The sequence below is a fragment of the Kosakonia sp. CCTCC M2018092 genome, assembly GCF_003864115.1.
GTDB lineage: Bacteria > Pseudomonadota > Gammaproteobacteria > Enterobacterales > Enterobacteriaceae > Kosakonia > Kosakonia cowanii.
Genome location: NZ_CP034225.1, coordinates 3,742,880 through 3,767,420, shown reverse-complemented (window position 1 = coordinate 3,767,420; position 24,541 = coordinate 3,742,880). Strand labels below are relative to the sequence as shown.

Annotated in this window: 17 protein-coding genes; 13 read left to right on the top strand and 4 right to left on the bottom strand. The window is 58.2% G+C overall.

Annotation, left to right across the window (positions count from 1 at the left end; genetic code table 11):
• The first annotated feature begins 128 nt into the window (after positions 1–128).
• From EH164_RS17900 to EH164_RS17885, 4 genes are all read left to right on the top strand, one after another.
• A complete protein-coding gene (locus EH164_RS17900) occupies positions 129–1,484 on the top strand; it encodes an MFS transporter (RefSeq protein ID WP_094419414.1) in 1,356 nt (451 codons plus the stop codon).
• Positions 1,484–2,824: an enolase C-terminal domain-like protein gene (locus EH164_RS17895; RefSeq protein WP_124971562.1), complete on the top strand. Its 1,341-nt coding sequence runs from the start codon at positions 1,484–1,486 to the stop codon at positions 2,822–2,824. The genes EH164_RS17900 and EH164_RS17895 overlap by 1 nt, the downstream gene beginning before the upstream one ends.
• A 20-nt stretch (positions 2,825–2,844) precedes the next feature.
• Positions 2,845–4,185: a glucarate dehydratase gene (gene gudD, locus EH164_RS17890; RefSeq protein WP_124969629.1), complete on the top strand. Its 1,341-nt coding sequence runs from the start codon at positions 2,845–2,847 to the stop codon at positions 4,183–4,185.
• Between the two features lie 87 nt (positions 4,186–4,272).
• Positions 4,273–5,415 (top strand): glycerate kinase, encoded by a 1,143-nt coding sequence (locus EH164_RS17885; RefSeq protein ID WP_124969627.1) that lies wholly within the window; start codon positions 4,273–4,275, stop codon positions 5,413–5,415.
• 190 nt (positions 5,416–5,605) lie between these two features.
• On the opposite strand, the gene barA is transcribed toward EH164_RS17885, so the two are convergent.
• Entirely contained in the window at positions 5,606–8,377 is a 2,772-nt protein-coding gene (gene barA, locus EH164_RS17880; protein ID WP_124969625.1) for a two-component sensor histidine kinase BarA, read from the bottom strand.
• A 57-nt stretch (positions 8,378–8,434) separates the two neighbouring features.
• Here barA and rlmD point away from each other — a divergent pair, with 57 nt between their 5' ends.
• The 5 genes from rlmD to eno all read left to right on the top strand — a co-directional run bounded on the left by rlmD (position 8,435) and on the right by eno (position 16,243).
• Complete coding sequence (gene rlmD, locus EH164_RS17875; protein WP_124969623.1) at positions 8,435–9,736, top strand: 23S rRNA (uracil(1939)-C(5))-methyltransferase RlmD; 1,302 nt, start codon at positions 8,435–8,437, stop codon at positions 9,734–9,736.
• 52 nt (positions 9,737–9,788) lie between these two features.
• Positions 9,789–12,026, top strand: a complete 2,238-nt coding sequence (relA, locus tag EH164_RS17870; protein WP_023479480.1) for a GTP diphosphokinase — start codon at positions 9,789–9,791, stop codon at positions 12,024–12,026.
• A 60-nt stretch (positions 12,027–12,086) separates the two neighbouring features.
• Entirely contained in the window at positions 12,087–12,878 is a 792-nt protein-coding gene (mazG, locus tag EH164_RS17865) for a nucleoside triphosphate pyrophosphohydrolase (RefSeq protein WP_124969621.1), read from the top strand.
• Between the two features lie 352 nt (positions 12,879–13,230).
• Entirely contained in the window at positions 13,231–14,868 is a 1,638-nt protein-coding gene (pyrG, locus tag EH164_RS17860) for a glutamine hydrolyzing CTP synthase (protein WP_124969619.1), read from the top strand.
• A 76-nt stretch (positions 14,869–14,944) separates the two neighbouring features.
• Complete coding sequence (gene eno, locus EH164_RS17855; protein WP_023479467.1) at positions 14,945–16,243, top strand: phosphopyruvate hydratase; 1,299 nt, start codon at positions 14,945–14,947, stop codon at positions 16,241–16,243.
• A gap of 51 nt (positions 16,244–16,294) precedes the next feature.
• On the opposite strand, the gene EH164_RS17850 is transcribed toward eno, so the two are convergent.
• The gene (locus tag EH164_RS17850; protein WP_124969618.1) at positions 16,295–17,404 is read right to left on the bottom strand and encodes an SDR family oxidoreductase; all 1,110 of its coding nucleotides are present in this window, start codon (positions 17,402–17,404) and stop codon (positions 16,295–16,297) included.
• A gap of 394 nt (positions 17,405–17,798) precedes the next feature.
• Here EH164_RS17850 and EH164_RS17845 point away from each other — a divergent pair, with 394 nt between their 5' ends.
• On the top strand, positions 17,799–18,488 hold the full coding sequence (locus tag EH164_RS17845) for an N-acetylmannosamine-6-phosphate 2-epimerase (protein WP_124969616.1): 690 nt from the start codon (positions 17,799–17,801) through the stop codon (positions 18,486–18,488).
• Here the strand turns inward: EH164_RS17845 and EH164_RS17840 are convergent.
• Complete coding sequence (locus tag EH164_RS17840; RefSeq protein ID WP_124969614.1) at positions 18,474–19,415, bottom strand: YgcG family protein; 942 nt, start codon at positions 19,413–19,415, stop codon at positions 18,474–18,476. The two genes, EH164_RS17845 and EH164_RS17840, sit on opposite strands and share 15 nt — an antisense overlap.
• Positions 19,416–19,598: 183 nt before the next feature.
• Between EH164_RS17840 and queE the strand changes: the two genes are divergently transcribed.
• The gene (gene queE / locus EH164_RS17835) at positions 19,599–20,270 is read left to right on the top strand and encodes a 7-carboxy-7-deazaguanine synthase QueE (protein WP_124969612.1); all 672 of its coding nucleotides are present in this window, start codon (positions 19,599–19,601) and stop codon (positions 20,268–20,270) included.
• Between the two features lie 45 nt (positions 20,271–20,315).
• Here queE and queD read toward each other — a convergent pair whose 3' ends face one another.
• Positions 20,316–20,675 carry a 6-carboxytetrahydropterin synthase QueD gene (gene queD / locus EH164_RS17830; protein ID WP_023479478.1) on the bottom strand — a complete coding sequence of 120 codons (360 nt, stop codon included), beginning with the start codon at positions 20,673–20,675 and terminating at the stop codon, positions 20,316–20,318.
• Positions 20,676–20,979: 304 nt separating this feature from the next.
• Here queD and cysJ point away from each other — a divergent pair, with 304 nt between their 5' ends.
• A complete protein-coding gene (cysJ, locus tag EH164_RS17825; protein WP_124969610.1) occupies positions 20,980–22,788 on the top strand; it encodes an NADPH-dependent assimilatory sulfite reductase flavoprotein subunit in 1,809 nt (602 codons plus the stop codon).
• Positions 22,788–24,500 carry an assimilatory sulfite reductase (NADPH) hemoprotein subunit gene (gene cysI, locus EH164_RS17820; RefSeq protein WP_124969608.1) on the top strand — a complete coding sequence of 571 codons (1,713 nt, stop codon included), beginning with the start codon at positions 22,788–22,790 and terminating at the stop codon, positions 24,498–24,500. Before cysJ ends, cysI begins: the two co-directional genes overlap by 1 nt.
• The last annotated feature ends 41 nt before the right edge of the window (positions 24,501–24,541 follow it).

Below are 24,541 nucleotides of genomic sequence, written 5' to 3'. Positions count from 1 at the left end.
CGCCCGCCGTGGAGTGAAAACGCGACGGGCTGCGGCATAAAAAGAGCGACAGCGTTCTGTCTTCCCCTACAGGTTGCGCCGTACAGGATGCATGTTGAAAAGAACATCTATGCTTCGGGAGTACAACCATGAGTGCATTAAGCCAGGCGGCGAGCGGCGCTGAAAAGCGCACCAACGCCCGCTACTGGATCGTGGTGATGCTATTTATCGTCACATCCTTCAACTACGGCGATCGCGCTACGCTATCGATTGCTGGCTCGGAAATGTCCAAGGCCATCGGCCTTGATCCTGTCGGTATGGGCTATGTTTTTTCCGCCTTCTCCTGGGCCTATGTGATTGGCCAGATCCCGGGCGGCTGGCTGCTTGACCGCTTCGGCTCGAAACGCGTCTACTTCTGGTCCATCTTCACCTGGTCGCTCTTTACCCTATTGCAAGGGTTCGTCGATCTCTTCAGCGGCTTTGGCATCATCATCGCGCTCTTTACCCTGCGCTTTATGGTCGGCCTGGCAGAAGCGCCGTCGTTCCCGGGCAACAGCCGCATAGTGGCAGCCTGGTTCCCGGCGCAGGAGCGCGGCACGGCGGTCGCCATCTTCAACTCGGCGCAGTACTTCGCCACGGTGATCTTCGCGCCGATTATGGGCTGGCTGACCCATGAAGTGGGCTGGTCGCACGTCTTCTTCTTTATGGGCGGGCTTGGGATCTTCATCAGCTTCCTGTGGCTGAAAATGATCCACGAACCGAACCAGCATCCGGGCGTCAACAAAAAGGAGCTGGAGTACATCGCCGAGGGCGGGGCGCTGATCAATATGGATCTGAAAAACAATCAGCAGAAAGTGCCCTTTGCGCAGAAGTGGGGCCAGGTCAAACAGCTGCTCGCCTCGCGCATGATGATCGGCGTTTACCTCGGGCAGTACTGCATTAACGCCTTAACCTACTTCTTTATCACCTGGTTCCCGGTCTATCTGGTGCAGGCGCGCGGCATGTCGATCCTGAAAGCGGGCTTTGTCGCCTCGATCCCGGCGATCTGCGGCTTTGTTGGCGGCGTGCTTGGCGGGGTGATCTCCGACTGGTTAATGCGCCGCTACGGATCGCTGAACGTGGCGCGTAAAACGCCGATCGTGCTGGGCATGCTGCTCTCGATGAGTATGGTGTTCTGTAACTACACCGATTCGGAAACCCTGATTATCGCCTTTATGGCGCTGGCCTTCTTCGGCAAAGGGATCGGTGCGCTCGGCTGGGCGGTGATGGCGGATACCGCGCCGAAAGAGATCAGTGGCCTGAGCGGTGGCCTGTTTAACATGTTCGGCAATATCTCCGGCATCGTCACGCCGATTGCGATTGGCTACATCGTCGGCACCACCGGCTCGTTTAACGGCGCGCTGATCTACGTTGGCGTTCATGCGCTGGTGGCGGTACTCAGTTACCTGGTGCTGGTGGGCAATATCAAACGCATCGAACTTAAACCCGTAACAGGACGCGAATGATGAATACACAAGCCACGCCCGTCATCACCGACATGAAGGTGATCCCGGTGGCCGGGCACGACAGCATGCTGATGAATATCGGCGGCGCACATAACGCTTACTTCACCCGCAATATCGTGGTGCTGACGGACAGCGCCGGGCATACCGGCGTGGGTGAAGCGCCGGGTGGCGAGGTGATCTATCAAACACTGGTTGATGCCACGCCAATGGTGGTGGGACAAGAGATCGCCCGGCTGAACAAAGTGGTGCAGCGGGTGCACAAAGGCAACCAGGCGGCGGATTTCGACACCTTCGGTAACGGCGCGTGGACCTTTGAGCTGCGCGTTAACGCCGTGGCAGCGCTGGAAGCAGCGCTGCTCGATCTGCTCGGCAAAACCCTTAATGTCCCGGTGTGCGAACTGCTGGGGCCGGGCAAACAGCGCGATGCCGTCACCGTGCTCGGCTACCTCTTCTATGTCGGCGATCGCACGAAAACCGATTTGCCCTATCTGGACGCGACGCCGGGCAGCCATGAGTGGTACCAACTGCGTCATCAGGAGGCGATGAGCAGCGAAGCGGTGGTGCGCCTTGCCGAAGCTTCACAGGATCGTTACGGCTTTAAAGATTTCAAACTAAAGGGCGGCGTGCTGCCGGGCGAGCAGGAGATCGACACCGTGCGCGCGCTGAAAAAGCGCTTCCCCGATGCGCGTATTACCGTCGATCCCAACGGCGCGTGGCTGCTCGACGAAGCGATCCGCCTCTGCAAAGGGCTGAACGATGTGCTGACCTACGCGGAAGATCCCTGCGGCGCGGAGCAGGGTTTCTCCGGGCGTGAAGTGATGGCGGAGTTTCGCCGCGCCACCGGTCTGCCGGTCGCCACCAATATGATCGCCACCAACTGGCGCGAGATGGGCCATGCGGTGATGCTCAACGCGGTCGATATTCCGCTTGCCGATCCGCACTTCTGGACCCTCTCCGGTGCGGTGCGCGTCGCGCAGTTGTGCGATGACTGGGGCTTAACCTGGGGCTGCCACTCCAACAACCATTTCGATATTTCGCTGGCGATGTTTACCCATGTCGCCGCCGCTGCACCGGGTACGCCAACGGCGATTGATACCCACTGGATCTGGCAGGAGGGCGACGCGCGCCTGACGAAGGAGCCTTTAGAGATCCGCGAGGGCAAAATCACCGTGCCGGACGCGCCGGGTCTTGGCGTTGAGCTGGACTGGGCGCAAATTGAGAAAGCGCACGCGATCTATAAAACCTTGCCGGGCGGTGCGCGCAACGACGCAGGCCCGATGCAGTACCTCATTCCTGGCTGGACGTTTGATAAAAAACGCCCCGTTTTTGGACGGCATTAAAAGAGCAAAAGGACACCATTATGAGTACTTACAGTTCCACGCCCGTTGTGGCATCGATGCAGGTTATTCCCGTTGCCGGTCACGACAGCATGTTGATGAACCTGAGCGGGGCGCACGCACCTTTCTTCACCCGCAATATCGTGATCATTAAAGATAACGCTGGTCATACCGGGGTAGGCGAAATCCCCGGCGGGGAGAAGATCCGCCAGACGCTGGAGGAGGCCGCCGCGCTGGTGGTCGGTAAAACGCTGGGCGAATACAAAAATGTGCTCAACAGCGTGCGCAACACCTTCGCCGATCGCGATGCCAGCGGGCGCGGGCTGCAAACCTTCGATCTGCGCACCACTATTCACGTGGTCACCGGTATCGAAGCGGCGATGCTCGACCTGCTCGGTCAGCACCTTGGCGTGAATGTCGCTTCCCTGCTCGGCGAAGGCCAGCAGCGCAGCGAAGTAGAGATGCTCGGTTACCTCTTCTTTGTCGGCGATGCCAAAAAGACGCCGTTGCCTTACCAGAGCCAGCCGGATGATGCGTGCGACTGGTATCGCATTCGCCATGAAGAGGCGATGACGCCGGAACGCGTGGTGCGCCTGGCAGAAGCGGCTTATGAGAAATATGGCTTTAACGACTTCAAACTGAAGGGCGGCGTGCTGGCCGGGATGGAAGAGGCGGAAGCGATTTCCGCGCTGGCAAAACGCTTCCCGCAGGCGCGCGTCACCCTCGATCCGAACGGCGCGTGGTCGCTCGATGAGGCAATTGCTATCGGCAAGCAGCTGAAAGGCGTGCTTGCCTATGCCGAAGATCCGTGCGGTGCCGAGCAGGGTTTCTCCGGGCGTGAAGTGATGGCGGAGTTCCGCCGCGCCACCGGGCTGCCGACCGCCACCAATATGATCGCCACCGACTGGCGGCAGATGGGCCACACCCTGTCGCTGCAATCGGTCGATATTCCGCTGGCCGACCCGCACTTCTGGACCATGCAGGGCTCGGTGCGCGTGGCGCAGATGTGCCATGAATTCGGCCTCACCTGGGGTTCCCACTCCAATAACCACTTCGATATTTCGCTGGCGATGTTCACCCATGTCGCCGCCGCTGCGCCGGGCAAGATCACCGCTATCGACACCCACTGGATCTGGCAGGAGGGCAACCAGCGCCTGACTAAAGCGCCGTTTGAAATCAAAGGCGGGATGGTGCAGGTGCCAACCACGCCGGGTCTTGGCGTTGAGCTGGATATGGATCGGGTGATGAAGGCCAACGCGTTGTACCAAAAGCATGGGCTCGGCGCGCGCGACGATGCGATGGGCATGCAGTACCTGATCCCCGACTGGAAATTTGATAACAAGCGTCCCTGCATGGTGCGTTAATGAAATTGCCACTCCTTGCGGGGGCTGGCATTTCCCGCTGCCTGCAAGGTGTATGCTTACCGTGGTGAATATGCGTAAGGACGGCTTATGAAAATTGTCATCGCACCGGACTCCTACAAAGAGAGTTTAACGGCCCTGGAGGTGGCGACCGCCATTGAAGCGGGGTTTAGCGAGGTGTACCCCAACGCTGAGTACGTGAAAATCCCGGTGGCGGACGGCGGGGAAGGGACGGTTGAAGCGATGGTCGCCGCCACCGAGGGGCGGGTGGTGAAGGTGACGGTTAAAGGGCCGCTTGGCGAGGAGGCCGACGCCTTTTATGGCCTCTCCGGTGATGAGCAATCGGCGTTTATCGAAATGGCGGCGGCAAGCGGGCTGGAGCGCGTGCCCACGGCGAAGCGCGATCCGTTAATCACCACCTCCTGGGGGACCGGGGAGCTGATCCGCCATGCGCTCGATGCGGGCGTGAAACAGATCATTATCGGCATTGGCGGCAGCGCGACCAACGATGGCGGCGCGGGGATGGTGCAGGCGCTGGGCGCAAAGCTGCTCGATGAGCAGGGGGAGCAGATCGCCGCAGGCGGCGCGGCGCTGGAGCGCCTGGCGCGCATTGATATTAGCGAGCTGGATCGTCGCCTGGCGCAGTGCCGCATCGATGTCGCCTGCGATGTCACCAATCCGCTTACCGGTAAAGAGGGGGCCTCGGCGGTGTTCGGCCCGCAAAAAGGGGCGACGCCGGAGATGATCGCGCGGCTGGATAAAGCGCTGGCGCACTACGCGCAGGTCATCGCCCGCGATCTCGATTGCGATGTGTTAACGCTCTCCGGCGGTGGCGCGGCGGGTGGTATGGGCGCGGCGCTGTATGCTTTTTGCGGGGCAGAGCTGCGCCAGGGGATTGAGATTGTGACCGATGCGCTGGCGCTGGATAAGCATGTGGCCGATGCGGATCTGGTGATCACTGGCGAAGGGCGAATCGATAGCCAGACCGTGCACGGCAAAGTGCCGGTCGGCGTGGCGAAGGTCGCCAAACGGTATGATATTCCAGTGATCGGCATTGCCGGCAGCCTGACCGCCGATGTTGGCGTGGTGCACGATCACGGCATCGACGCGGTGTTCAGCGTGATTTACACCATTTGCTCCCTCGACGAGGCATTAGCCAACGCCGGGGAGAATGTGCGCCTCACCGCGCGCAATGTGGCGGCGGTATTAAAAGCGGGGCAGGAGTTGCGGTAAGGCGTGCCGAATGCCTGATGGTTGGTTGTGCCGGATGGCGCTTGCGCCTTATCCGGCCTACGGGTGCGATATGCCGGGGGTTTTGGTTTTGCCGGATGGCGCTTGCGCTTATCCGGCCTACGGTCACGAAGCTGCTGAAACCGCGTAGGCCGGATAAGCGTTTACGCGCCATCCGGCAATGGGATCGCGCTTAACCAATCAACCGGTGCGCTTCGCGCGCTACGTTGTCCATCTCGTCGAGCAATTCGAGAAGCTCCGGCTCCAGATCTTCGGCGCGCACGCCGCTGCGCAACTGATGCTCAATTAAATGACAAAGCTTTTTCAGGCGCGGTACGCCGCTATAGCCGCAGCTGCCGTGCAATTTATGGATCCCCTCCGCCAGCCCGCTGGGCGCTTCACCGACCAACTGCTCTTCAACCATATTGCGGATCTCCGGCAGGAACTCGACCAGCATATGCAGCATATCGCGCGCCAAATCCGATTTCCCCGCCGCCTGACGCAGCGCTAACTGCCAGTCGAGCGTCGTTTCATCATCCACGGTAATAACCGGCGTCTGCTCCGCTTCCGGCTCCAGCGGCGTCAACCATGGGCCGACGCTGTGGCCGGGCTTGTAGCGCAGCAGCAGGTTACGCAGCTTCTCCTCTTCAATCGGCTTCGCCAGGTAGTCATTCATCCCGGCGCTGAGCAGCTTCTCTTTCTGCCCGGCCATCGCATGGGCGGTGACGGCGACCACCGGCGTCTGCTGCTGGTGCGGCAACTGGCGGATCAATTCGCAGGCGCGAATCCCGTCCATCTCCGGCATCTGAATATCCATCAGCACCAGATCGAACTGCATCTGCTTCGCCCGCTCAAGAGCCTGCTGGCCGCTTTCGCACAGCTCCACCTGCTGAACCTGATCCTCAAGCAGAGCGCCAATCAACTTCAGGTTGGCGGGGTTATCATCCACCGCCATCACCGACATCGGCAATTTGCTCTCATCCGGCGCGGGCAGCTCCGCCAGCCGTGTGATGCGGCAATATTCCGTTAACGCAGGCAGCAGGCGCGTCGAGGTGAGCGGTTTCAGCAGACAGGCCGCCGCGCCATCCTGTTTGAGCGATTCGGCGTCAACCTGCGCGTGGCACGGCAGCGCCAGCAGCAGATAGTCGGTCATCGCCGCGGCACGCGCCAGGCGGTCATGCTGCATACTCAGCGGCTCGCGCACGGTCACCGGGATCGCCATCAACAGCATGTCGTAGTGTGCCTGCGGCAGCGCGGAAAACGACGGGCTGTAGATCACCTCCAGCGGCGTTTCGCTCAGCACATCGAGCGTACACTGTGCCGCCGTCGCATTTGGCTCCACGTAGGCCAGACGCTTGCCGACCAGACAGCGGGTCGGCTGCATCTCGCTGATAGCATTCGGGTTAAGATCGAGATTGATATGGAACCAGAAGGTCGAGCCGCGATTGGGCTGGCTGTGGAAGGAGATATCGCCGCCCATCTCATTGACCAGCCGCTGGGTGATCACCAGCCCCAGCCCGGTGCCGCCGTGGCGACGCGAAATACTGGCGTCCGCCTGACGAAATGCCTGGAAGAGCCGCGACTGATCGCGCTCGGGAATGCCGATGCCGGTATCGCGGATCTGCATCTCCACCTGCACTTTGTTATTGCTGATGGCGCGCTTCTCCACCACCACGTCGATATTGCCGTTTTCCGTAAACTTGATCGCATTACCGACCAGATTGGTGATCACCTGCTGCAGGCGCAGCGGATCGCCGATGACGTTATCCGGCACATCGTTTTTGATACTCAATGTCAGCTCCAGCCCCTTATCGTGGGCCGAGTGCGCCAGCAGCGTCACCACCTCATCCAGCGTGCTGCGCAGCGGGAAGGGGATACTCTCCAGAATTAGCTTGCCCGCTTCCAGCTTGGAGAAGTCGAGAACGTCATTGATGATCGCCAGCAGGTTATTGGCAGAGCGCTCAATGGTCAGCAGATGGTCACGCTGGGTGGGATTGAGTTCCGATTTCAGCGTCAGGCGGGTAAAGCCAATCACGCCATTAAGCGGCGTACGCAGCTCGTGGGACATATTGGCGAGGAACTCGGATTTGATGCGCGCCGCTTCCTGGGCGCGCTTTTTCGCCAGATCCAGCTCGACGTTCTGGATCTCCATCTGCTCCAGCGTTTCACGCAGATCGGAGGTGGACTGGTCAATATTGTGCTGCATCTCTTCGTGATAGGCCGCCAGCGACATCGCCATCGAGTTGATGCCGTTTTTCAGCATATCCAGCTCGCCGAGCATAAACCCTTCGACGCGGCTATCGAGCTGGCCGCGGCGAATGCGGTCGACGGTATTGACCATATTGCGAATGGGGCTGGTGACATCGCGCATCAGCCGCCAGCCGAAAATCAGCGCAATGCCGATACAGAAGAGGATCATCAGGCTGGAGATAAAGATCTCTTTGTACTGCTGCAAACGCACCGATTTGAGATCCAGCTCCAGCGCCACATAGCCGAGCAAGTTGCCGGTGATCTTATCCGCTGGCAGCGAGGAGCTGGCGGGCGCAAACCCTTCGGTAAGGATCGGCGTGCGCAGGATCATCACATCGCCGCGCCGGGTGACGCTCAGTTTACGCGGGAAGGGCTGATTGGCGGGCAGTTTGAGGGAGTCGCCCTCGAGTTGCAGGTTCGACGAGACGAAGAGCGCGTTCTTATTGTCGTAGATCGAGATGGCCCGCACGATATCGGAGTGGCGGCGATGCAGGACGCTAATCAGCTGGCCGATGGCGTCCTTATCCTGCAACGTCATGCTGTATTCGCTGGAGACCGCCAGCGGCTCAATAATGCTGGCTCCGGCGTCTTCCAGTTGACGCTGCAAATCGTTATAGCGATGGACGACAAAAAAGACGCTGAGCAGCACACCGATAAGTACGGTGGGCGCCAGAATCAGAATCATCATGCGTGCGCGCAAGCTGTAGTTGGTCATGGAATTCCGTTATGGGAGAATGGGGCCATTGATCAGTAATTGAGATTTTTCACCGCAATGGCGCAATTCTACTCTGCAAAACGACGCGTGACGACTCGTCAAAAAATAACCGTAACAGTAAACGACCTTGACCCGTTTGGGCAGGGGGTGGCGCGTCACAATGGTAAAGCCCTGTTTATTCCCGGTTTGTTACCCGCAGAGACGGCGGAAATTATCCTTAAAGAGGAGAAGCGCCAGTTTGCCCGTGGCGAAGTGAGCCGCCGGCTGAACGACAGCCCGGAGCGCGTAGCGCCGCGCTGCCCGCACTTTGGCGTCTGCGGCGGCTGCCAGCAGCAGCATGCCAGCGTGGAGCTGCAACAGCGCAGCAAACGCGCCGCGCTGGCACGCCTGATGAAGCAGGATGTCGACGATGTGATCGCCGGTGAGCCGTGGGGATATCGCCGCCGCGCGCGCTTAAGCCTGAGCTGGCAGCCGAAAGCGCAGCGTCTGGAGATGGGGTTTCGCAAAGCGGGCGACAGCGATATCGTCAATGTCACACAATGCCCGGTGCTGGTGCCCCGTCTTGAAGCACTGCTTACGCCGCTGCGCGACTGCCTGGCGGAATTAAGCGGCGCTCGCCAGCTTGGGCATGTCGAGCTGGTCGACGCGGATAATGGCCCGCTGATGGTGCTGCGTCACACCGCACCGTTAAACGCCGCCGACAGAGCAAAACTGGAACGCTTTTCGCATTCCCATCATCTGGCGCTTTATCTCGCGCCGCAAAGCGATATTGTTGAGCAGATCACTGGTCAGACTCCCTGCTACGCTTCTGACGGGCTACCCTTACACTTCAGCCCGCGGGATTTTATCCAGGTCAATGATGGCGTAAATCAGCAGATGGTCGCCTGTGCGCTGGAGTGGCTCGATGTGCAGCCGCAGGACCGCATTCTCGATCTCTTTTGTGGGATGGGGAATTTCACGCTGCCGCTGGCGAAACGCGCGGCGGAAGTGGTTGGCGTGGAAGGCGTTGCCGAGCTGGTGGCGAAAGGGCAGGAGAACGCGCAACAGAATGGTTTGCACAATGTGACATTCTTTCACGAAAATCTGGAGGAAGATGTTACAAAACAGCCGTGGGCGAGCCGGGGTTTTGACAAAGTTTTACTCGACCCTGCGCGCGCGGGCGCGGCGGGTGTCATGCAGCATATTATAAAATTGTCGCCGGGCCGGGTGGTCTACGTCTCCTGTAATCCCGCCACGCTTGCGCGCGACAGTGAAGCGCTGCTGAGTGCGGGATACCAGATTGAGCGGCTGGCGATGCTGGACATGTTCCCGCACACTGGTCACCTGGAATCGATGGTGTTGTTTGTGAAACACAAATGATTAATTTCGGCTTGCCGAATTCGGCAGGCCCGGTCCCTGAAAGGAGAGGACAATGGTTGCGGTACGCAGTGCGCATTTGAACAAAGCGGGTGAATTCGATCCGGCCAAATGGATCGCCAGTCTGGGCATTACCAGTCAGCCGTCGTGTGAACGCTTAACCGAAACCTGGGCTTATTGTCTGCGTCAAACTCAAGGGCATCCGCAGGCGGAGATCCTGCTTTCACGCGGTATCGAGATGGTGGAGATCCTCTCGATGCTGAGTATGGACACCGACACGCTGCGCGCCGCGCTGCTCTTCCCGCTCGCCGATGCGGAAGTGGTCAGCGAAGAGGTGCTGCGCGAAAACGTCGGGGCGGCGGTGGTTGAGCTGATCCACGGCGTGCGCGACATGGCCGCCATCCGCCAGTTAAAAGCGACCCATACCGATTCCGTCTCTTCCGAACAGGTGGATAACGTCCGCCGCATGCTGCTGGCGATGGTGGATGATTTCCGCTGTGTGGTCATCAAGCTTGCTGAACGTATTGCCCATCTGCGCGAAGTGAAAGATGCGCCGGAAGATGAGCGCGTGCTGGCGGCGAAAGAGTGTACCAACATCTATGCGCCGCTGGCGAACCGCTTAGGCATCGGCCAGCTGAAGTGGGAGCTGGAGGATTACTGCTTCCGCTACCTGCACCCGGAAGAGTACAAACGCATCGCTAAGCTGCTGCACGAGCGCCGTATCGATCGCGAACACTACATCGATGAGTTTGTTGGCCACCTGCGCGCCGAGATGAAGACCGAAGGCGTTAAAGCCGAAGTCTATGGCCGCCCGAAACATATCTACAGCATCTGGCGCAAGATGCAGAAAAAGCACCTCGCGTTCGACGAGCTGTTTGATGTCCGCGCCGTGCGCATCGTCGCTGAACGGTTGCAGGATTGCTACGCCGCGCTGGGGATTGTGCATACCCACTATCGCCACCTGCCGGATGAGTTTGACGACTATGTCGCTAACCCGAAACCGAACGGCTACCAGTCCATCCATACGGTGGTGCTCGGGCCGGGCGGTAAAACCGTTGAGATCCAGATCCGTACCCGCCAGATGCACGAAGATGCCGAGCTGGGCGTTGCCGCGCACTGGAAGTACAAAGAGGGCACCGCGACGGCGACCGGCGCGCGCTCTGCTCACGAAGATCGCATTGCCTGGCTGCGTAAGCTGATTGCCTGGCAGGAAGAGATGGCGGACTCCGGCGAGATGCTCGACGAAGTGCGCAGCCAGGTCTTCGACGACCGGGTCTACGTCTTTACGCCAAAAGGGGATGTGGTGGATCTGCCCGCTGGCTCCACGCCGCTGGACTTCGCTTACCATATTCACAGCGATGTCGGTCACCGCTGCATCGGCGCGAAAATCAGCGGCCGCATCGTGCCCTTCACCTACCAGCTGCAGATGGGCGATCAGATTGAGATCATCACCCAGAAACAGCCGAACCCGAGCCGCGACTGGCTCAACCCGAACCTCGGGTATGTCACCACCAGCCGCGGGCGTTCGAAGATCCACGCCTGGTTCCGCAAGCAGGATCGCGACAAGAACATTCTTGCCGGTCGCCAGATCCTCGACGACGAGCTGGCGCACCTCGGCATCAGCCTGAAAGAGGCGGAAAAGCACCTGCTGCCGCGCTACAACTTCAACGAGCTGGACGAGCTGCTGGCGGCGATTGGCGGCGGCGATATTCGCCTCAACCAGATGGTCAACTTCCTGCAGGCGCAGTTCAACAAGCCGAGTGCCGAGGAGCAGGATGCCGCTGCGCTCAAGCAGTTGCAGCAGAAGACCTACGCACCGCAGAACCGCAGCAAAGACAACGGGCGCGTGGTAGTGGAAGGGGTTGGCAACCTGATGCACCACATTGCGCGCTGCTGCCAGCCGATTCCGGGCGACGAAATCGTCGGCTTTATCACCCAGGGGCGCGGCATCTCGATTCACCGCGCCGACTGCGATCAGCTGGAAGAGCTGCGCAACGTCGCGCCGGAGCGCATCGTCGATGCCGTCTGGGGCGAAAGCTACTCGGCGGGCTACTCGCTGGTGGTGCGCGTCACGGCGAACGATCGCAGCGGGCTGCTGCGTGATATCACTACCATTCTCGCTAACGAAAAGGTCAATGTGCTGGGCGTTGCCAGCCGTAGCGACACCCGCGAGCAGCTGGCGACCATCGATATGAATATCGAAATCTACAACCTGCAGGTGCTGGGCCGCGTGCTTGGCAAACTGAATCAGGTGCCTGACGTTATCGATGCCCGTCGTCTGCACGGCGGCTGATCGTCTCTTCACCCGATCCTCTCCTCGCTGGGGAGGATCGCTTTTTAGCAAGGATTTTTCATGACACAAATCGATCGTCTGCTCGGGATCATGCAACGGCTGCGCGACCCGCAAACCGGCTGCCCGTGGGACAAAGAGCAGACTTACGCCACCATCGCGCCCTACACGCTGGAAGAGACTTACGAAGTGCTGGACGCGATTTCGCGCGAAGACTTCGACGATCTGCGCGGCGAGCTTGGCGATCTGCTCTTCCAGGTGGTCTTCTACGCGCAGATGGCGCAGGAAGAGGGGCGTTTTGATTTCAACGATATTTGCGCCGCCATCAGCGACAAGCTGGAGCGCCGCCATCCGCATATCTTTGGCGACGCGCAGGCGGGCAACAGCGCCGAAGTGCTTGAGCGCTGGGAGCAGATCAAAACCGCCGAGCGGGCGGAGAAAGCGCAGCACTCGGCGCTGGATGATATTCCACACAGCCTGCCGGCGCTGATGCGCGCCCACAAAATCCAGAAGCGCTGCTCAACCGTGGGCTTTGACTGGACCACCATCGGCCCGGTGCTCGACAAAGTGTATGAAGAGATCGACGAAGTGATGGATGAAGCCAAACAGGCGGTTGTCGACCAGGCGCGGGTTGAAGAGGAGATGGGCGATCTGCTCTTTGCCACCGTTAATCTCTCTCGTCACCTGGGCGTTAAAGCGGAAGTGGCGCTGCAAAAAGCGAACCTCAAATTTGAGCGTCGCTTTCGCGAAGTCGAACGCGTGGTCCAGGAGCGCGGCCTGGAAATGACCGGCGTAGATCTGGAAACAATGGAAACTATCTGGCAGCAGGTAAAGCGCCAGGAACATGATCTTTAAGGCATTTGTGGTAACAAGCGCGATTTGTGTGATTTTTTAAATAGCAAGCGCTTGATTTGCGTCAAAAACATTTGCTGGAAAGGGGCTATTTTCACACTCATTACGTTTGTTGAAACGTTTCCGCTAACGCCGCTTCGGCTTATCCTTAGTGCTTCCGGGCGGCAACAGCACGAATCAGCAAACGTTCAGAATTGTTGTACAAGCAGCGTCAGCTAAGAGAGCTAACGCTAATGCGGCCTGAAGAGAGAAGGGGAGGGGGAATGAAAGTTTGTGGCGCAACTCATCATCCGGTATACTGCTTTCCCGTCCTGGTTATTCCACCGTCTTTTAAACCTAACTTCTCAGGTTCAGCATGACAACGAACTATATTTTTGTGACCGGCGGGGTCGTATCCTCTCTGGGTAAAGGCATTGCCGCAGCCTCCCTGGCAGCTATTCTTGAAGCCCGTGGCCTCAAGGTCACCATGATGAAACTGGATCCGTACATCAACGTCGATCCGGGCACAATGAGCCCTATCCAGCATGGTGAAGTGTTCGTTACCGAAGATGGCGCAGAAACCGATCTTGATTTGGGTCACTACGAGCGTTTCATCCGCACCAAGATGACCCGTCGCAACAACTTCACCACCGGTCGTATCTACTCCGAGGTGCTGCGTAAAGAGCGCCGCGGCGACTATCTCGGTGCGACCGTGCAGGTTATCCCCCATATCACCAACGCCATCAAAGAGCGCATTATTGCCGGCGGCGAAGGCCACGACGTTGCGCTGGTTGAGATCGGCGGTACCGTGGGTGATATCGAATCCCTGCCATTCCTCGAAGCGATCCGCCAGATGGCGGTAGAAGTGGGCCGCGAGCGCACCCTCTACATGCATCTGACGCTGGTGCCATATATGGCCGCTTCCGGTGAAGTGAAAACCAAGCCGACTCAGCACTCCGTGAAAGAGCTGCTCTCCATCGGTATTCAGCCAGATATCCTGATTTGCCGCTCCGATCGCGCCGTTCCGGCCAACGAAAGAGCGAAAATTGCTTTGTTCTGTAACGTTCCAGAAAAAGCAGTGATTTCTCTGAAAGACGTCGATTCCATTTATAAAATTCCGGGCCTGTTGAAATCTCAGGGGCTGGACGATTATATTTGTAAACGATTCAGCTTAGCCTGCCCGGAAGCGAATCTCGCCGAATGGGAGCAGGTGATTTACCAGGAAGCGAATCCGTCGGGTGAAGTCACGATTGGTATGGTCGGCAAGTACATTGAGCTGCCGGATGCCTACAAATCGGTGATTGAAGCGCTGAAACATGGTGGTCTGAAAAACCGCGTAACCGTCAACATCAAGCTGATTGATTCGCAGGATGTTGAGACGCGCGGCGTTGAGATCCTCAAAGGCCTCGATGCCATTCTGATCCCGGGCGGCTTCGGCTACCGCGGCGTAGAAGGCAAGATCGCCACCGCGCGTTTTGCGCGTGAAAACAATATTCCTTACCTCGGCATCTGCCTGGGTATGCAGGTTGCGTTGATTGAGTATGCGCGCCACGTTGTCGGGATGGAGAACGCCAACTCCACGGAATTTGTGCCAGACTGTAAGTACCCGGTTGTGGCGCTGATCACCGAGTGGCGTGACGAAGAGGGCAACGTTGAGCAGCGTTCTGAGAAGAGCGATCTCGGCGGCACCATGCGCCTTGGCGCGCAGCAGTGCCAGCTTAGCGATGAGAGCCTGGTTCGCCAGCTGTATGGCTCAGAAACGATTGTTGAGCGCCATCGCCATCGCTACGAAGTCAACAACATGCTGTTGAAACAGATTGAAGCTGCGGGCCTGCGCGTTGCGGGCCGTTCCGGGGATGATCAGTTGGTCGAGATCATCGAAGTGCCGAACCATCCGTGGTTTGTTGCTTGTCAGTTCCACCCGGAGTTTACTTCTACGCCGCGTGACGGACATCCGCTGTTTGCCGGCTTTGTGAAAGCCGCCAGCGAGTATCAAAAGCGCCAGGCGAAGTAAAATATACAAAGACAGTGCACCCGACGGGTGCATTGTTGTCTGGAGTTTTAGTTTAACTTGTACTGAGGAAAACCTAATGTCCAAAATCGTTAAAGTCATCGGTCGTGAAATCATCGACTCCCGTGGTAACCCGACTGTTGAAGCAGAAGTTCACCTGGAAGGTGGTTTCGTTGGTCTGGCTGCCGCTCCGTCAGGTGCTTCCACTGGTTCCCGCGAAGCGCTGGAACTGCGCGATGGCGACAAATCCCGTTTCCTGGGTAAAGGCGTAACCAAAGCAGTTGGCGCAGTTAACGGCCCGATTGCTCAGGCGCTGCTTGGCAAAGATGCCAAAGACCAGGCTGGCATCGATAAGATCATGATCGATCTGGACGGTACTGAGAACAAATCTAACTTCGGCGCCAACGCCATCCTCGCTGTCTCCCTGGCTGCTGCGAAAGCTGCTGCTGCCTCTAAAGGCCAGCCGCTGTACGAGCACATCGCTGAACTGAACGGCACCCCGGGCAAATACTCCATGCCGGTTCCGATGATGAACATCATCAACGGCGGCGAGCACGCTGACAACAACGTCGACATCCAGGAATTCATGATCCAGCCGGTTGGCGCTTCCAGCGTTAAAGAAGCGATCCGCATGGGTTCTGAAGTGTTCCATCACCTGGCGAAAGTGCTGAAGTCTAAAGGCATGAACACCGCTGTGGGTGACGAAGGTGGCTACGCGCCGAACCTGGGTTCCAACGCCGAAGCACTGGCTGTTATCGCTGAAGCGGTAAAAGCAGCAGGCTACGAACTGGGCAAAGACATCACCCTGGCGATGGACTGCGCAGCATCTGAATTCTACAAAGACGGCAAATATGTGCTGGCTGGCGAAGGCAACAAAGCCTTCTCTTCTGAAGAGTTCACTCACTTCCTGGAAGAGCTGACCAAACAGTACCCGATCGTCTCCATCGAAGATGGCCTGGACGAATCTGACTGGGACGGCTTTGCATACCAGACCAAAGTGCTGGGCGACAAAATCCAGCTGGTGGGCGACGACCTGTTCGTAACCAACACCAAGATCCTGAAAGAAGGTATCGACAAAGGTATCGCTAACTCCATCCTGATCAAATTCAACCAGATCGGTTCCCTGACCGAAACTCTGGCTGCAATCAAGATGGCGAAAGATGCGGGCTACACTGCCGTTATCTCTCACCGTTCTGGCGAAACTGAAGACGCAACCATCGCTGACCTGGCGGTAGGTACTGCGGCTGGCCAGATCAAAACCGGTTCCATGAGCCGTTCTGACCGCGTTGCTAAATACAACCAGCTGATTCGTATCGAAGAAGCGCTGGGCGAAAAAGCACCGTACAACGGTCGTAAAGAGATCAAAGGCCAGGCATAATCCCTGCGCGTTTGTCTTAGAGAAATGCCAGTCGGATGACTGGCATTTTTTTTACTTAAAATCGACTTCCATCTGCTGCGGAATGGTCAATCCGCGCGTCGTCTGCACACAGCGGGCGATATAGTCGGTAAAGCGCGGCGGCTTCGGCATGCCGAGGCTCAGCAGCTTATCATTACTGAAACGCACGTTGAGCGTGGCGAAGGCGCCATATAACCGCATCGCTTTCAGCATCAGCCGCTCATTGCACGGCCCGAAGATATCCTTCAGCTCGCGGCGCATCTTCACCAGTGTTTCATAGCTCACCTGTGCGTAGTTATCGGCAATCGGAGCTTTCTCCAGCGCCTGCGCCATCGCGCTGTCGATATCCGCAAAGCGCACGCTATTCTCCTCCCCGGCGGAGATATGCACCACTTCCCCGTGTGCCATCTCTTTTTCCAGCAGCATCAGCAGGGCATCCGCACAGTAATCAACCGGGATCACATCCACGCGATCCTCCAGCGAGCACATAAATTTTTGCAGCATCAGCCCCATACTGAAGACCCAGAAAATACTGGTCGACGGCTGGCAGCCGTGGCACGTGTGTCCAACCACAATAGAGGGACGGGCGATAACCAGCGGCAGATGCGGGCAGTGCTGGCGCATCAGCTGTTCAATGGTCGATTTGGAGTGGGTATATGCCACAAGATGCTCCGCGTTTTCACGGAACTCTGCATTTTCCGCCACCAGCGAATCCGGCTCCGGAGTACACGACATCGCCGTACCGACATGCAGAAAGCGCTGCAAGCCCGTTACCTGCGCCATCCGGCGCGCGAAGGCGAGCGTACCTTCGACGTTCACTTTCCAGATCAGCGGATTGCTGCCAAATGAGGCCACTGCCGCGCAGTTGATCACATGGGTAACCTGCTCAAGACGCGGATCGTCGAGAAAGCTCTCCGGCTCACCCAAATCGCCGCAAAGGATCTCATTGGCGGTGAGGGCGGCAAGCTGCGCCTCGCTAAGATTAAATTTGCGCATATTGGTGACAATGCGCGCCAGCCCGCTTTCGCGATCGGCAGCGCGCACCAGCAACAGTAAATTGACCTTTTCATTACGCTGCAGGATTTTTTCTAATACTGCCCCGCCCAGAAAACCCGTTGCGCCCGTTATTAATAGTGTGGTCATACATGCTATCCCATTATTGTTGAATGGGCGGATTGTAGGAGCAGAAAAGTAAACGCCAGATAAATAAACGTACGGCGTGAAAAAGCAAAAATTAAGCTTAATTTAAGGAAAGTGTCGCGGGGGATTTTTATAGGACAGCGAAGCCGGAGAAAAAATCCAGACTAGATAAATAAATTATCTATGTGAATGATTTTATTTGTTTTTAATTGCCTTTCATCAGCGTGAAATAAAAGCGTAAATTATTTCCATATGTAAAATAAATAATCTCTGCTTACATCCTTTTTCCCCTTTAAAAATCTTATTAGACGATTCGCATGCGCTAATCGCAGGCAGGCACTTTCACGTTTAACGACAATAATAGATATAACATTAAACAGTCAGAGGGAGGCCGACGATGTTAGAGCAAATAAAAGGCCGGCTGGTCGTTTCGTGCCAGGCGCTGGAAAATGAGCCGCTGCACAGCGCGTTTATTATGGCGAGGATGGCGCTGGCAGCCGCCGAGGGTGGCGCGGCGGGAATTCGGGCTAACAGCGTGGCGGATATTGAAGCTATCAAACAGCAGGTCGCACTGCCGGTGATTGGTCTTATCAAGCGCGACTACCCCGATAGCGAGGTGTTTATTACGCCCACGCTGCGCGAAGTGGAAGCGTTAATAGCCGCCGCGCCAGGGATGATTGCGCTCGATGCCACCCAGCGCCCGCGCCCCGGCGGCGAAACCCTCGCACAGCTGGTCGCCGCGATCCGCGCCCGCTGGCCCGCGCTGTTATTAATGGCGGATATCGCAAGCGTTGAAGAGGCACTAATCGCAGAGCAGCTCGGTTTCGACTGCGTCGGCACCACGCTCTACGGTTATACGCCGCAGACAAAAGGCCATACGCTGCCGGAGGGTGATTTTGCCCTGCTCAAAGCCGTGCTGGCAGCCGTTGCCATTCCGGTGATTGCCGAAGGAAATGTTGATACCCCCGAGCGCGCGGCGCGCTGCCTGGCACTCGGTGCCCATGCGGTGGTGGTGGGCGGTGCCATTACTCGCCCGCAGCAGATCACGCGCCGTTTTACCGACGCAATAAGATCACCAGCTATCTGACGAGCCGCCGCCGTCGCTGGAGCCGCCGTCGCCGGAGCTTGAGCTGTCGCTGCTGCTGTGGCTACCGCTATCGCCGCCTGAATGGTGGTGAAGGTGGCTTGTGCTGGTCGAGGTCCAGGTTGCACTGTCATCGCGCATCGTGCCGCCGCCGACAGCCAGCAAGCGCTGCGGGTAGAGCCACAGGAGGAACAATCCGGAAAAGATGCTGATAAAAGGGATAGAGAAGCTGAGCCAGACAAAAGGCATTACCCAGGAGACAAACTCAGAGGTGATGGCGAGCGCCGGGGTCAGCAACAACGAGCCAAAAAAGATCACCCGCACCGTTCTCTTTTTACGCTTGAGGATCAGTAAAAAGAGGCCGACGGCGAGAAAGGGCAACCCTTGCCAGTAAGAGAAGTTGACCAGCTTTCCGCGCACCCATGCCCACGAGGCGGAAGCGGGCGACGGCAGCGGTTGCCCGCTCAGCAGCGCATCAATCCCTTTCAGCCCATGCTGCAAGCCGGAGAGCAGATCCCCCTCCCGGAAATAGGGCAGCATCTGCTCTTTGATCACCTGGCTTGCCAGCGCATCGCTGATGGTGGTTTCAAGACCGCGCCCGACCTCCACGCGAACCCGGCGATCCTGCCATGCCACAAGGATCAGCACGCCGTCATTGCGCTGCGCACTGCCCAGCCGCCACGTATTGAAGGTTTGCGTGGCAAACGTTTCGAGGTCCTCCCCCTCAAGGGAGGGCAACACCAGCACGGCGACCTGCGCGCCAGTTCGCCTGTCAATCTCCGCGACCTCGCTAATAAGCGACAACTTATCCTCGGTCGCAAACAGGGCGTGCGGATCGTTGACGAAGCCGCGCATCGACGGAACCGGGAGCGCGTGAGCCTGAAACGTCACGCTCACTAACAGCAGCAATAAAGTGACTACGCGTGCCATAAAGCAACTTCCTTGCAGGGCTGGGGGAGATTCGCCACATCATAGCGGCACTCTTTCGCCGCTGACAATTCGCCATAAATGGCGTAGCACCCGCCGGAGATGTTACGGCAAAGCGCAAATGGCACATGATCGGCGGCGGGTTATCTGCAATAATCCCTTTTTTCACTTCGATAAAGAGCCAGCATGCAGTACCCGATTAACGAGATGTTCCAGACCCTGCAAGGCGAGGGTTACTTCACCGGCGTTCCCGCCATTTTTGTTCGTTTACAGGGATGCCCGGTTGGTTGCGCCTGGTGCGACACCAAACACACCTGGGATAAGCTCGCGGATCGGGAGGTGTCGCTCTACAGCATTCTTGCCAAGACCAAAGAGAGCGACAAGTGGGGCGCGGCCAGCAGCGAAGATCTGCTCGCCATTATTGAGCGCCAGGGCTGGACGGCCCGCCACGTGGTGATCACCGGCGGCGAACCCTGCATTCACGATCTTATCCCGCTCACCGCACTGCTGGAGAAGCACGGCTTTAGCTGCCAGATCGAAACCAGCGGCACCCACGAAGTGCGCACTTCCCACTCCACCTGGGTGACGGTTTCGCCGAAGGTGAATATGCGCGGCGGGTATGATGTGTTGCAGCAGGCGCTGGAGCGCGCCGATGAGATCAAGCACCCGGTCGGGCGCATGCGCGATATCGAAGCGCTGGATGAACTGCTGGCGCAGCTGCACGATCAGAAGCAGCGGGTTATCGCCCTGCAACCGATCAGCCAGAAAGAGGACGCCACGCGTCTGTGCATTGAAACCTGCATTGCGCGCAACTGGCGGCTGTCGATGCAGACGCACAAATATCTCAACATCGCCTAAAAAACAAAACCCGCCAGCGGCGGGTTTGTTGTTTTACGCAGAGGATCAGCCGCGGTAGACGCATCCGGCGGTACAGGTCTCTTTCACCATCACCGCGCTCAGCAGTGGCACAACCGGCTTCATCTGATCCCAAATCCATTTCGCCAGCACTTCGCTGGTCGGGTTTTCCAGCCCCGGGATCTCATTCAGATAGTAGTGATCCAGTCTGTCGTAGAGCGGTTTAAACGCCGCTTTCAGCTCGGCGAAATCCATAATCCAGCCGGTATAAGGATCTACCTCGCCGGTGATCTCCAGGCGCACCATAAAGGAGTGGCCATGCAGGCGGCCGCACTTATGTCCCTCAGGAACATGGGGCAGGTGGTGCGCGGCTTCGAAGGTGAAATCTTTAAACAAGGTGGTCGACATAATGCACTCTCAGGCTACAAAAACCGCCGAATGGTAGCGGAAATGACCTTTTTTAGCATTAACTAAAACCGCTAAAAACGATTACCGCCGCACATGCTTAACGTTGCAGCCGATTTATCAATAAAATTCAGTCACTTATTCAACCTGTTTTACTGTTAAGGATGATAGCTAAAACAGGTTAGTCCTTTTGGTTATTTATTATTTCCAACCTTTCTTTAATTGTTATTATCCCCGCCGTTAACCTTACTTTCTCTTCTGTTTTTCAAAACATAAAAACAGCTTTGCTACTGGAACATAACGACGCATGACAACCCAGGCCCCATCTTCCGCGTTGCTCCCGTTAAACCCGGAGCAACTGGCGCGCCTCCAGGCGGCCACCACCGATTTGACTCCCACCCAGCTCGCCTGGGTTTCCGGCTATTTCTGGGGCGTGCTCAATCAGCAGCCCGGCGCGGCGGCCATTGCTACTGCCGAACCCGTTGCCGAAACCCCATCGATTACCCTGATCTCCGCCTCGCAGACCGGCAATGCGCGCCGCGTCGCTGAAGCGCTGCGCGACGATCTGCTGGCGGCGAAACTGAGCGTCAACCTGGTCAACGCGGGCGACTATAAATTCAAACAGATTGCCAACGAGAAGCTGCTGGTGATTGTCGCCTCAACGCAGGGCGAGGGGGATGCGCCGGAAGAAGCGGTAGCACTGCATAAATTCCTCTTTTCGAAAAAAGCGCCGAAATTTACCGATACCGCCTTTGCGGTGTTTGGCCTCGGCGACAGCTCCTACGAGTTCTTCTGCCAGGCGGGGAAAGATTTCGACAGCAAGCTGGCGGAGCTGGGCGCCGAGCGTCTGCTCGATCGCGTTGATGCCGACGTTGAGTACCAGGCCGCCGCCGCCGAGTGGCGCGCGCGCGTGGTCGAAGTACTGAAAGCCCGCGCCCCGGCCGCCACGCCTGCGCAGACCGCAGCCAGCACCAGCGGCGCGGTGAATGAAGTCACCTCCAGCCCCTACACTAAAGAAGCGCCGCTCGCTGCGACGCTCTCCGTTAATCAGAAAATCACCGGCCGTAACTCGGAAAAAGATGTCCGCCATATCGAAATCGATCTCGGCGACTCTGGTCTGCGCTACCAGCCTGGCGATGCGCTCGGCGTCTGGTACCAGAACGATCCGGCGCTGGTGAAAGAGCTGGTGGAGCTGCTGTGGCTGAAGGGCGACGAGCCGGTCACCGTTGACGGTAAAACCCTGCCGCTGGCTGAAGCTTTACAGTGGCATTTCGAGCTGACCGTTAACACCGCCAATATCGTTGAGAACTACGCCACCCTGACGCGCAGCGAATCGCTGCTGCCGCTGGTGGGCGATAAAGCGAAGTTGCAGCACTACGCTGCGACCACGCCGATTGTCGATATGGTGCGCTTCTCCCCGGCGCAGCTGGATGCCGACGCGCTAATTGGCCTGCTGCGTCCGCTGACGCCGCGTCTCTACTCCATCGCCTCTGCGCAGGCAGAAGTGGAGAGTGAAGTGCACGTCACCGTCGGCGTGGTGCGTTACGAGATTGAAGGCCGTCCGCGTGCCGGTGGTGCGTCGAGCTTCCTCGCCGATCGCGTGGAAGAGGAGGGCGAAGTGCGCGTCTTTATCGAGCATAACGACCACTTCCGCCTGCCGGCCAACCCGGAAACGCCGGTCATTATGATTGGCCCTGGCACCGGCATCGCGCCGTTCCGTGCCTTTATGCAGCAGCGCGCCGCCGATGAAGCGCCGGGCAAAAACTGGCTCTTCTTTGGCAACCCGCACTTTACCGAGGATTTCCTCTACCAGGTCGAGTGGCAGCGCTATGTGAAAGAGGGCGTGCTGAGCCGTATCGATCTCGCCTGGTCGCGGGATCAAAAAGAGAAAATATACGTACAAGACAAACTGCGCGAACAGGGCGCAGAGCTGTGGCGCTGGATCAATGAGGGTGCCCACATTTATGTCTGCGGCGACGCCAATCGCATGGCGAAAGACGTTGAGCAGGCTTTACTGGACGTGATTGCCGAATTCGGTGGCATGGATACCGAAGCGGCGGATGAATTTTTAAGTGAGCTGCGCGTTGAGCGCCGTTATCAGCGAGATGTCTACTAATGAGCGAAAAACATCCCGGCCCTCTGGTGGTCGAAGGCAAACTGGCCGATGCCGAGCGCATGAAGCTTGAGAGTAACTATCTGCGCGGCACCATCGCCGAAGATTTAAATAACGGTCTGACCGGTGGCTTCACCGGCGACAACTTCCTGCTCATCCGTTTCCACGGCATGTACCAGCAGGATGACCGCGACATTCGCGCCGAGCGCGCTGAGCAGAAGCTGGAGCCGCGCCACGCAATGCTGTTGCGCTGCCGTCTGCCGGGCGGTGTTATCACCACCAAACAGTGGCAGGCGATCGATAAGTTCGCCCATGACAACACCATTTACGGCAGCATCCGTCTGACTAACCGCCAGACCTTCCAGTTTCACGGCATTCTGAAGAAGAACGTGAAGCCGGTGCACCAGATGCTGCACTCCGTCGGTCTTGATGCGCTGGCGACCGCCAACGACATGAACCGTAACGTGCTCTGCACCTCGAACCCGTTCGAATCGCAGCTGCACGCCGAAGCGTACGAGTGGGCGAAGAAGATCTCCGAGCATCTGCTGCCGCGCACCCGCGCCTATGCGGAGATCTGGCTCGATCAGGAGAAGGTCGCTACCACCGATGAAGAGCCGATCCTCGGCCAGACCTATCTGCCGCGTAAGTTCAAAACCACGGTGGTGATCCCGCCGCAGAACGATATCGATCTGCACGCCAACGACATGAACTTTGTGGCGATTGCCGAGAATGGCAAGCTGGTCGGCTTTAACCTGCTGGTCGGCGGCGGGCTCTCTATTGAGCACGGCAACAAGAAAACCTACGCCCGCACGGCGAGCGAGTTTGGCTATCTGCCGCTGGAGCATACGCTGGCGGTGGCGGAAGCGGTGGTCACCACTCAGCGCGACTGGGGCAACCGTACCGATCGTAAAAATGCCAAAACCAAATACACCCTTGAGCGCGTCGGCGTTGAGACCTTCAAAGCGGAAGTGGAACGCCGCGCGGGGATCAAGTTTGAGCCGATCCGCCCGTATGAGTTTACCGGTCGCGGCGATCGCATCGGCTGGGTCAAAGGGATCGACAACAACTGGCACCTGACGCTGTTTATTGAAAACGGCCGCATCCTGGATTATCCGGGACGTCCGCTGAAAACTGGCCTGCTGGAGATCGCGAAGATCCACCAGGGCGAGTTCCGCATCACTGCCAACCAGAACCTGATCATTGCCAGCGTGCCGGAGAGCCAGAAAGCGGCGATCGAGCAGCTGGCGCGCAGCCACGGTCTGATGGACGCGGTAACGCCGCAGCGTGAAAACTCGATGGCCTGCGTCTCCTTCCCGACCTGCCCGCTGGCGATGGCGGAAGCGGAGCGTTTCCTGCCATCCTTCGTCGACAAAGTGGAAGCGCTGATGGCGAAACATGGCGTTGGCGACGAGCATATCGTGCTGCGCGTCACCGGCTGTCCGAACGGCTGTGGCCGCGCGATGCTGGCGGAGATTGGCCTGGTGGGTAAAGCGCCGGGGCGCTACAACCTGCATCTCGGCGGCAACCGCAGCGGCACGCGCATTCCGCGCATGTACCGTGAAAACATTACCGAGCCGGAGATTCTCGGCGAGATCGACACCCTCGTCGGGCGCTGGGCGCAGGAGCGCGAAGCGGGTGAAGGCTTCGGCGATTTCACCGTGCGCAGCGGCATTATCCGCCCGGTATTAGATCCGGCGCGCGATTTTTGGGAATAAGCGTTGCAGGCCGGATAAGGCGAAGCCGCCATCCGGCACTG

Coding starts and splice junctions, on each gene's coding strand:
- EH164_RS17900 (WP_094419414.1), top strand. CDS start 129: ATGAGTGCATTAAGCCAGGCGGCGAGCGGCGCTGAAAAGCGCACCAAC.
- EH164_RS17895 (WP_124971562.1), top strand. CDS start 1,484: ATGAATACACAAGCCACGCCCGTCATCACCGACATGAAGGTGATCCCG.
- gudD (WP_124969629.1), top strand. CDS start 2,845: ATGAGTACTTACAGTTCCACGCCCGTTGTGGCATCGATGCAGGTTATT.
- EH164_RS17885 (WP_124969627.1), top strand. CDS start 4,273: ATGAAAATTGTCATCGCACCGGACTCCTACAAAGAGAGTTTAACGGCC.
- barA (WP_124969625.1), bottom strand. CDS start 8,377: ATGACCAACTACAGCTTGCGCGCACGCATGATGATTCTGATTCTGGCG.
- rlmD (WP_124969623.1), top strand. CDS start 8,435: ATGGCGCAATTCTACTCTGCAAAACGACGCGTGACGACTCGTCAAAAA.
- relA (WP_023479480.1), top strand. CDS start 9,789: ATGGTTGCGGTACGCAGTGCGCATTTGAACAAAGCGGGTGAATTCGAT.
- mazG (WP_124969621.1), top strand. CDS start 12,087: ATGACACAAATCGATCGTCTGCTCGGGATCATGCAACGGCTGCGCGAC.
- pyrG (WP_124969619.1), top strand. CDS start 13,231: ATGACAACGAACTATATTTTTGTGACCGGCGGGGTCGTATCCTCTCTG.
- eno (WP_023479467.1), top strand. CDS start 14,945: ATGTCCAAAATCGTTAAAGTCATCGGTCGTGAAATCATCGACTCCCGT.
- EH164_RS17850 (WP_124969618.1), bottom strand. CDS start 17,404: ATGACCACACTATTAATAACGGGCGCAACGGGTTTTCTGGGCGGGGCA.
- EH164_RS17845 (WP_124969616.1), top strand. CDS start 17,799: ATGTTAGAGCAAATAAAAGGCCGGCTGGTCGTTTCGTGCCAGGCGCTG.
- EH164_RS17840 (WP_124969614.1), bottom strand. CDS start 19,415: ATGGCACGCGTAGTCACTTTATTGCTGCTGTTAGTGAGCGTGACGTTT.
- queE (WP_124969612.1), top strand. CDS start 19,599: ATGCAGTACCCGATTAACGAGATGTTCCAGACCCTGCAAGGCGAGGGT.
- queD (WP_023479478.1), bottom strand. CDS start 20,675: ATGTCGACCACCTTGTTTAAAGATTTCACCTTCGAAGCCGCGCACCAC.
- cysJ (WP_124969610.1), top strand. CDS start 20,980: ATGACAACCCAGGCCCCATCTTCCGCGTTGCTCCCGTTAAACCCGGAG.
- cysI (WP_124969608.1), top strand. CDS start 22,788: ATGAGCGAAAAACATCCCGGCCCTCTGGTGGTCGAAGGCAAACTGGCC.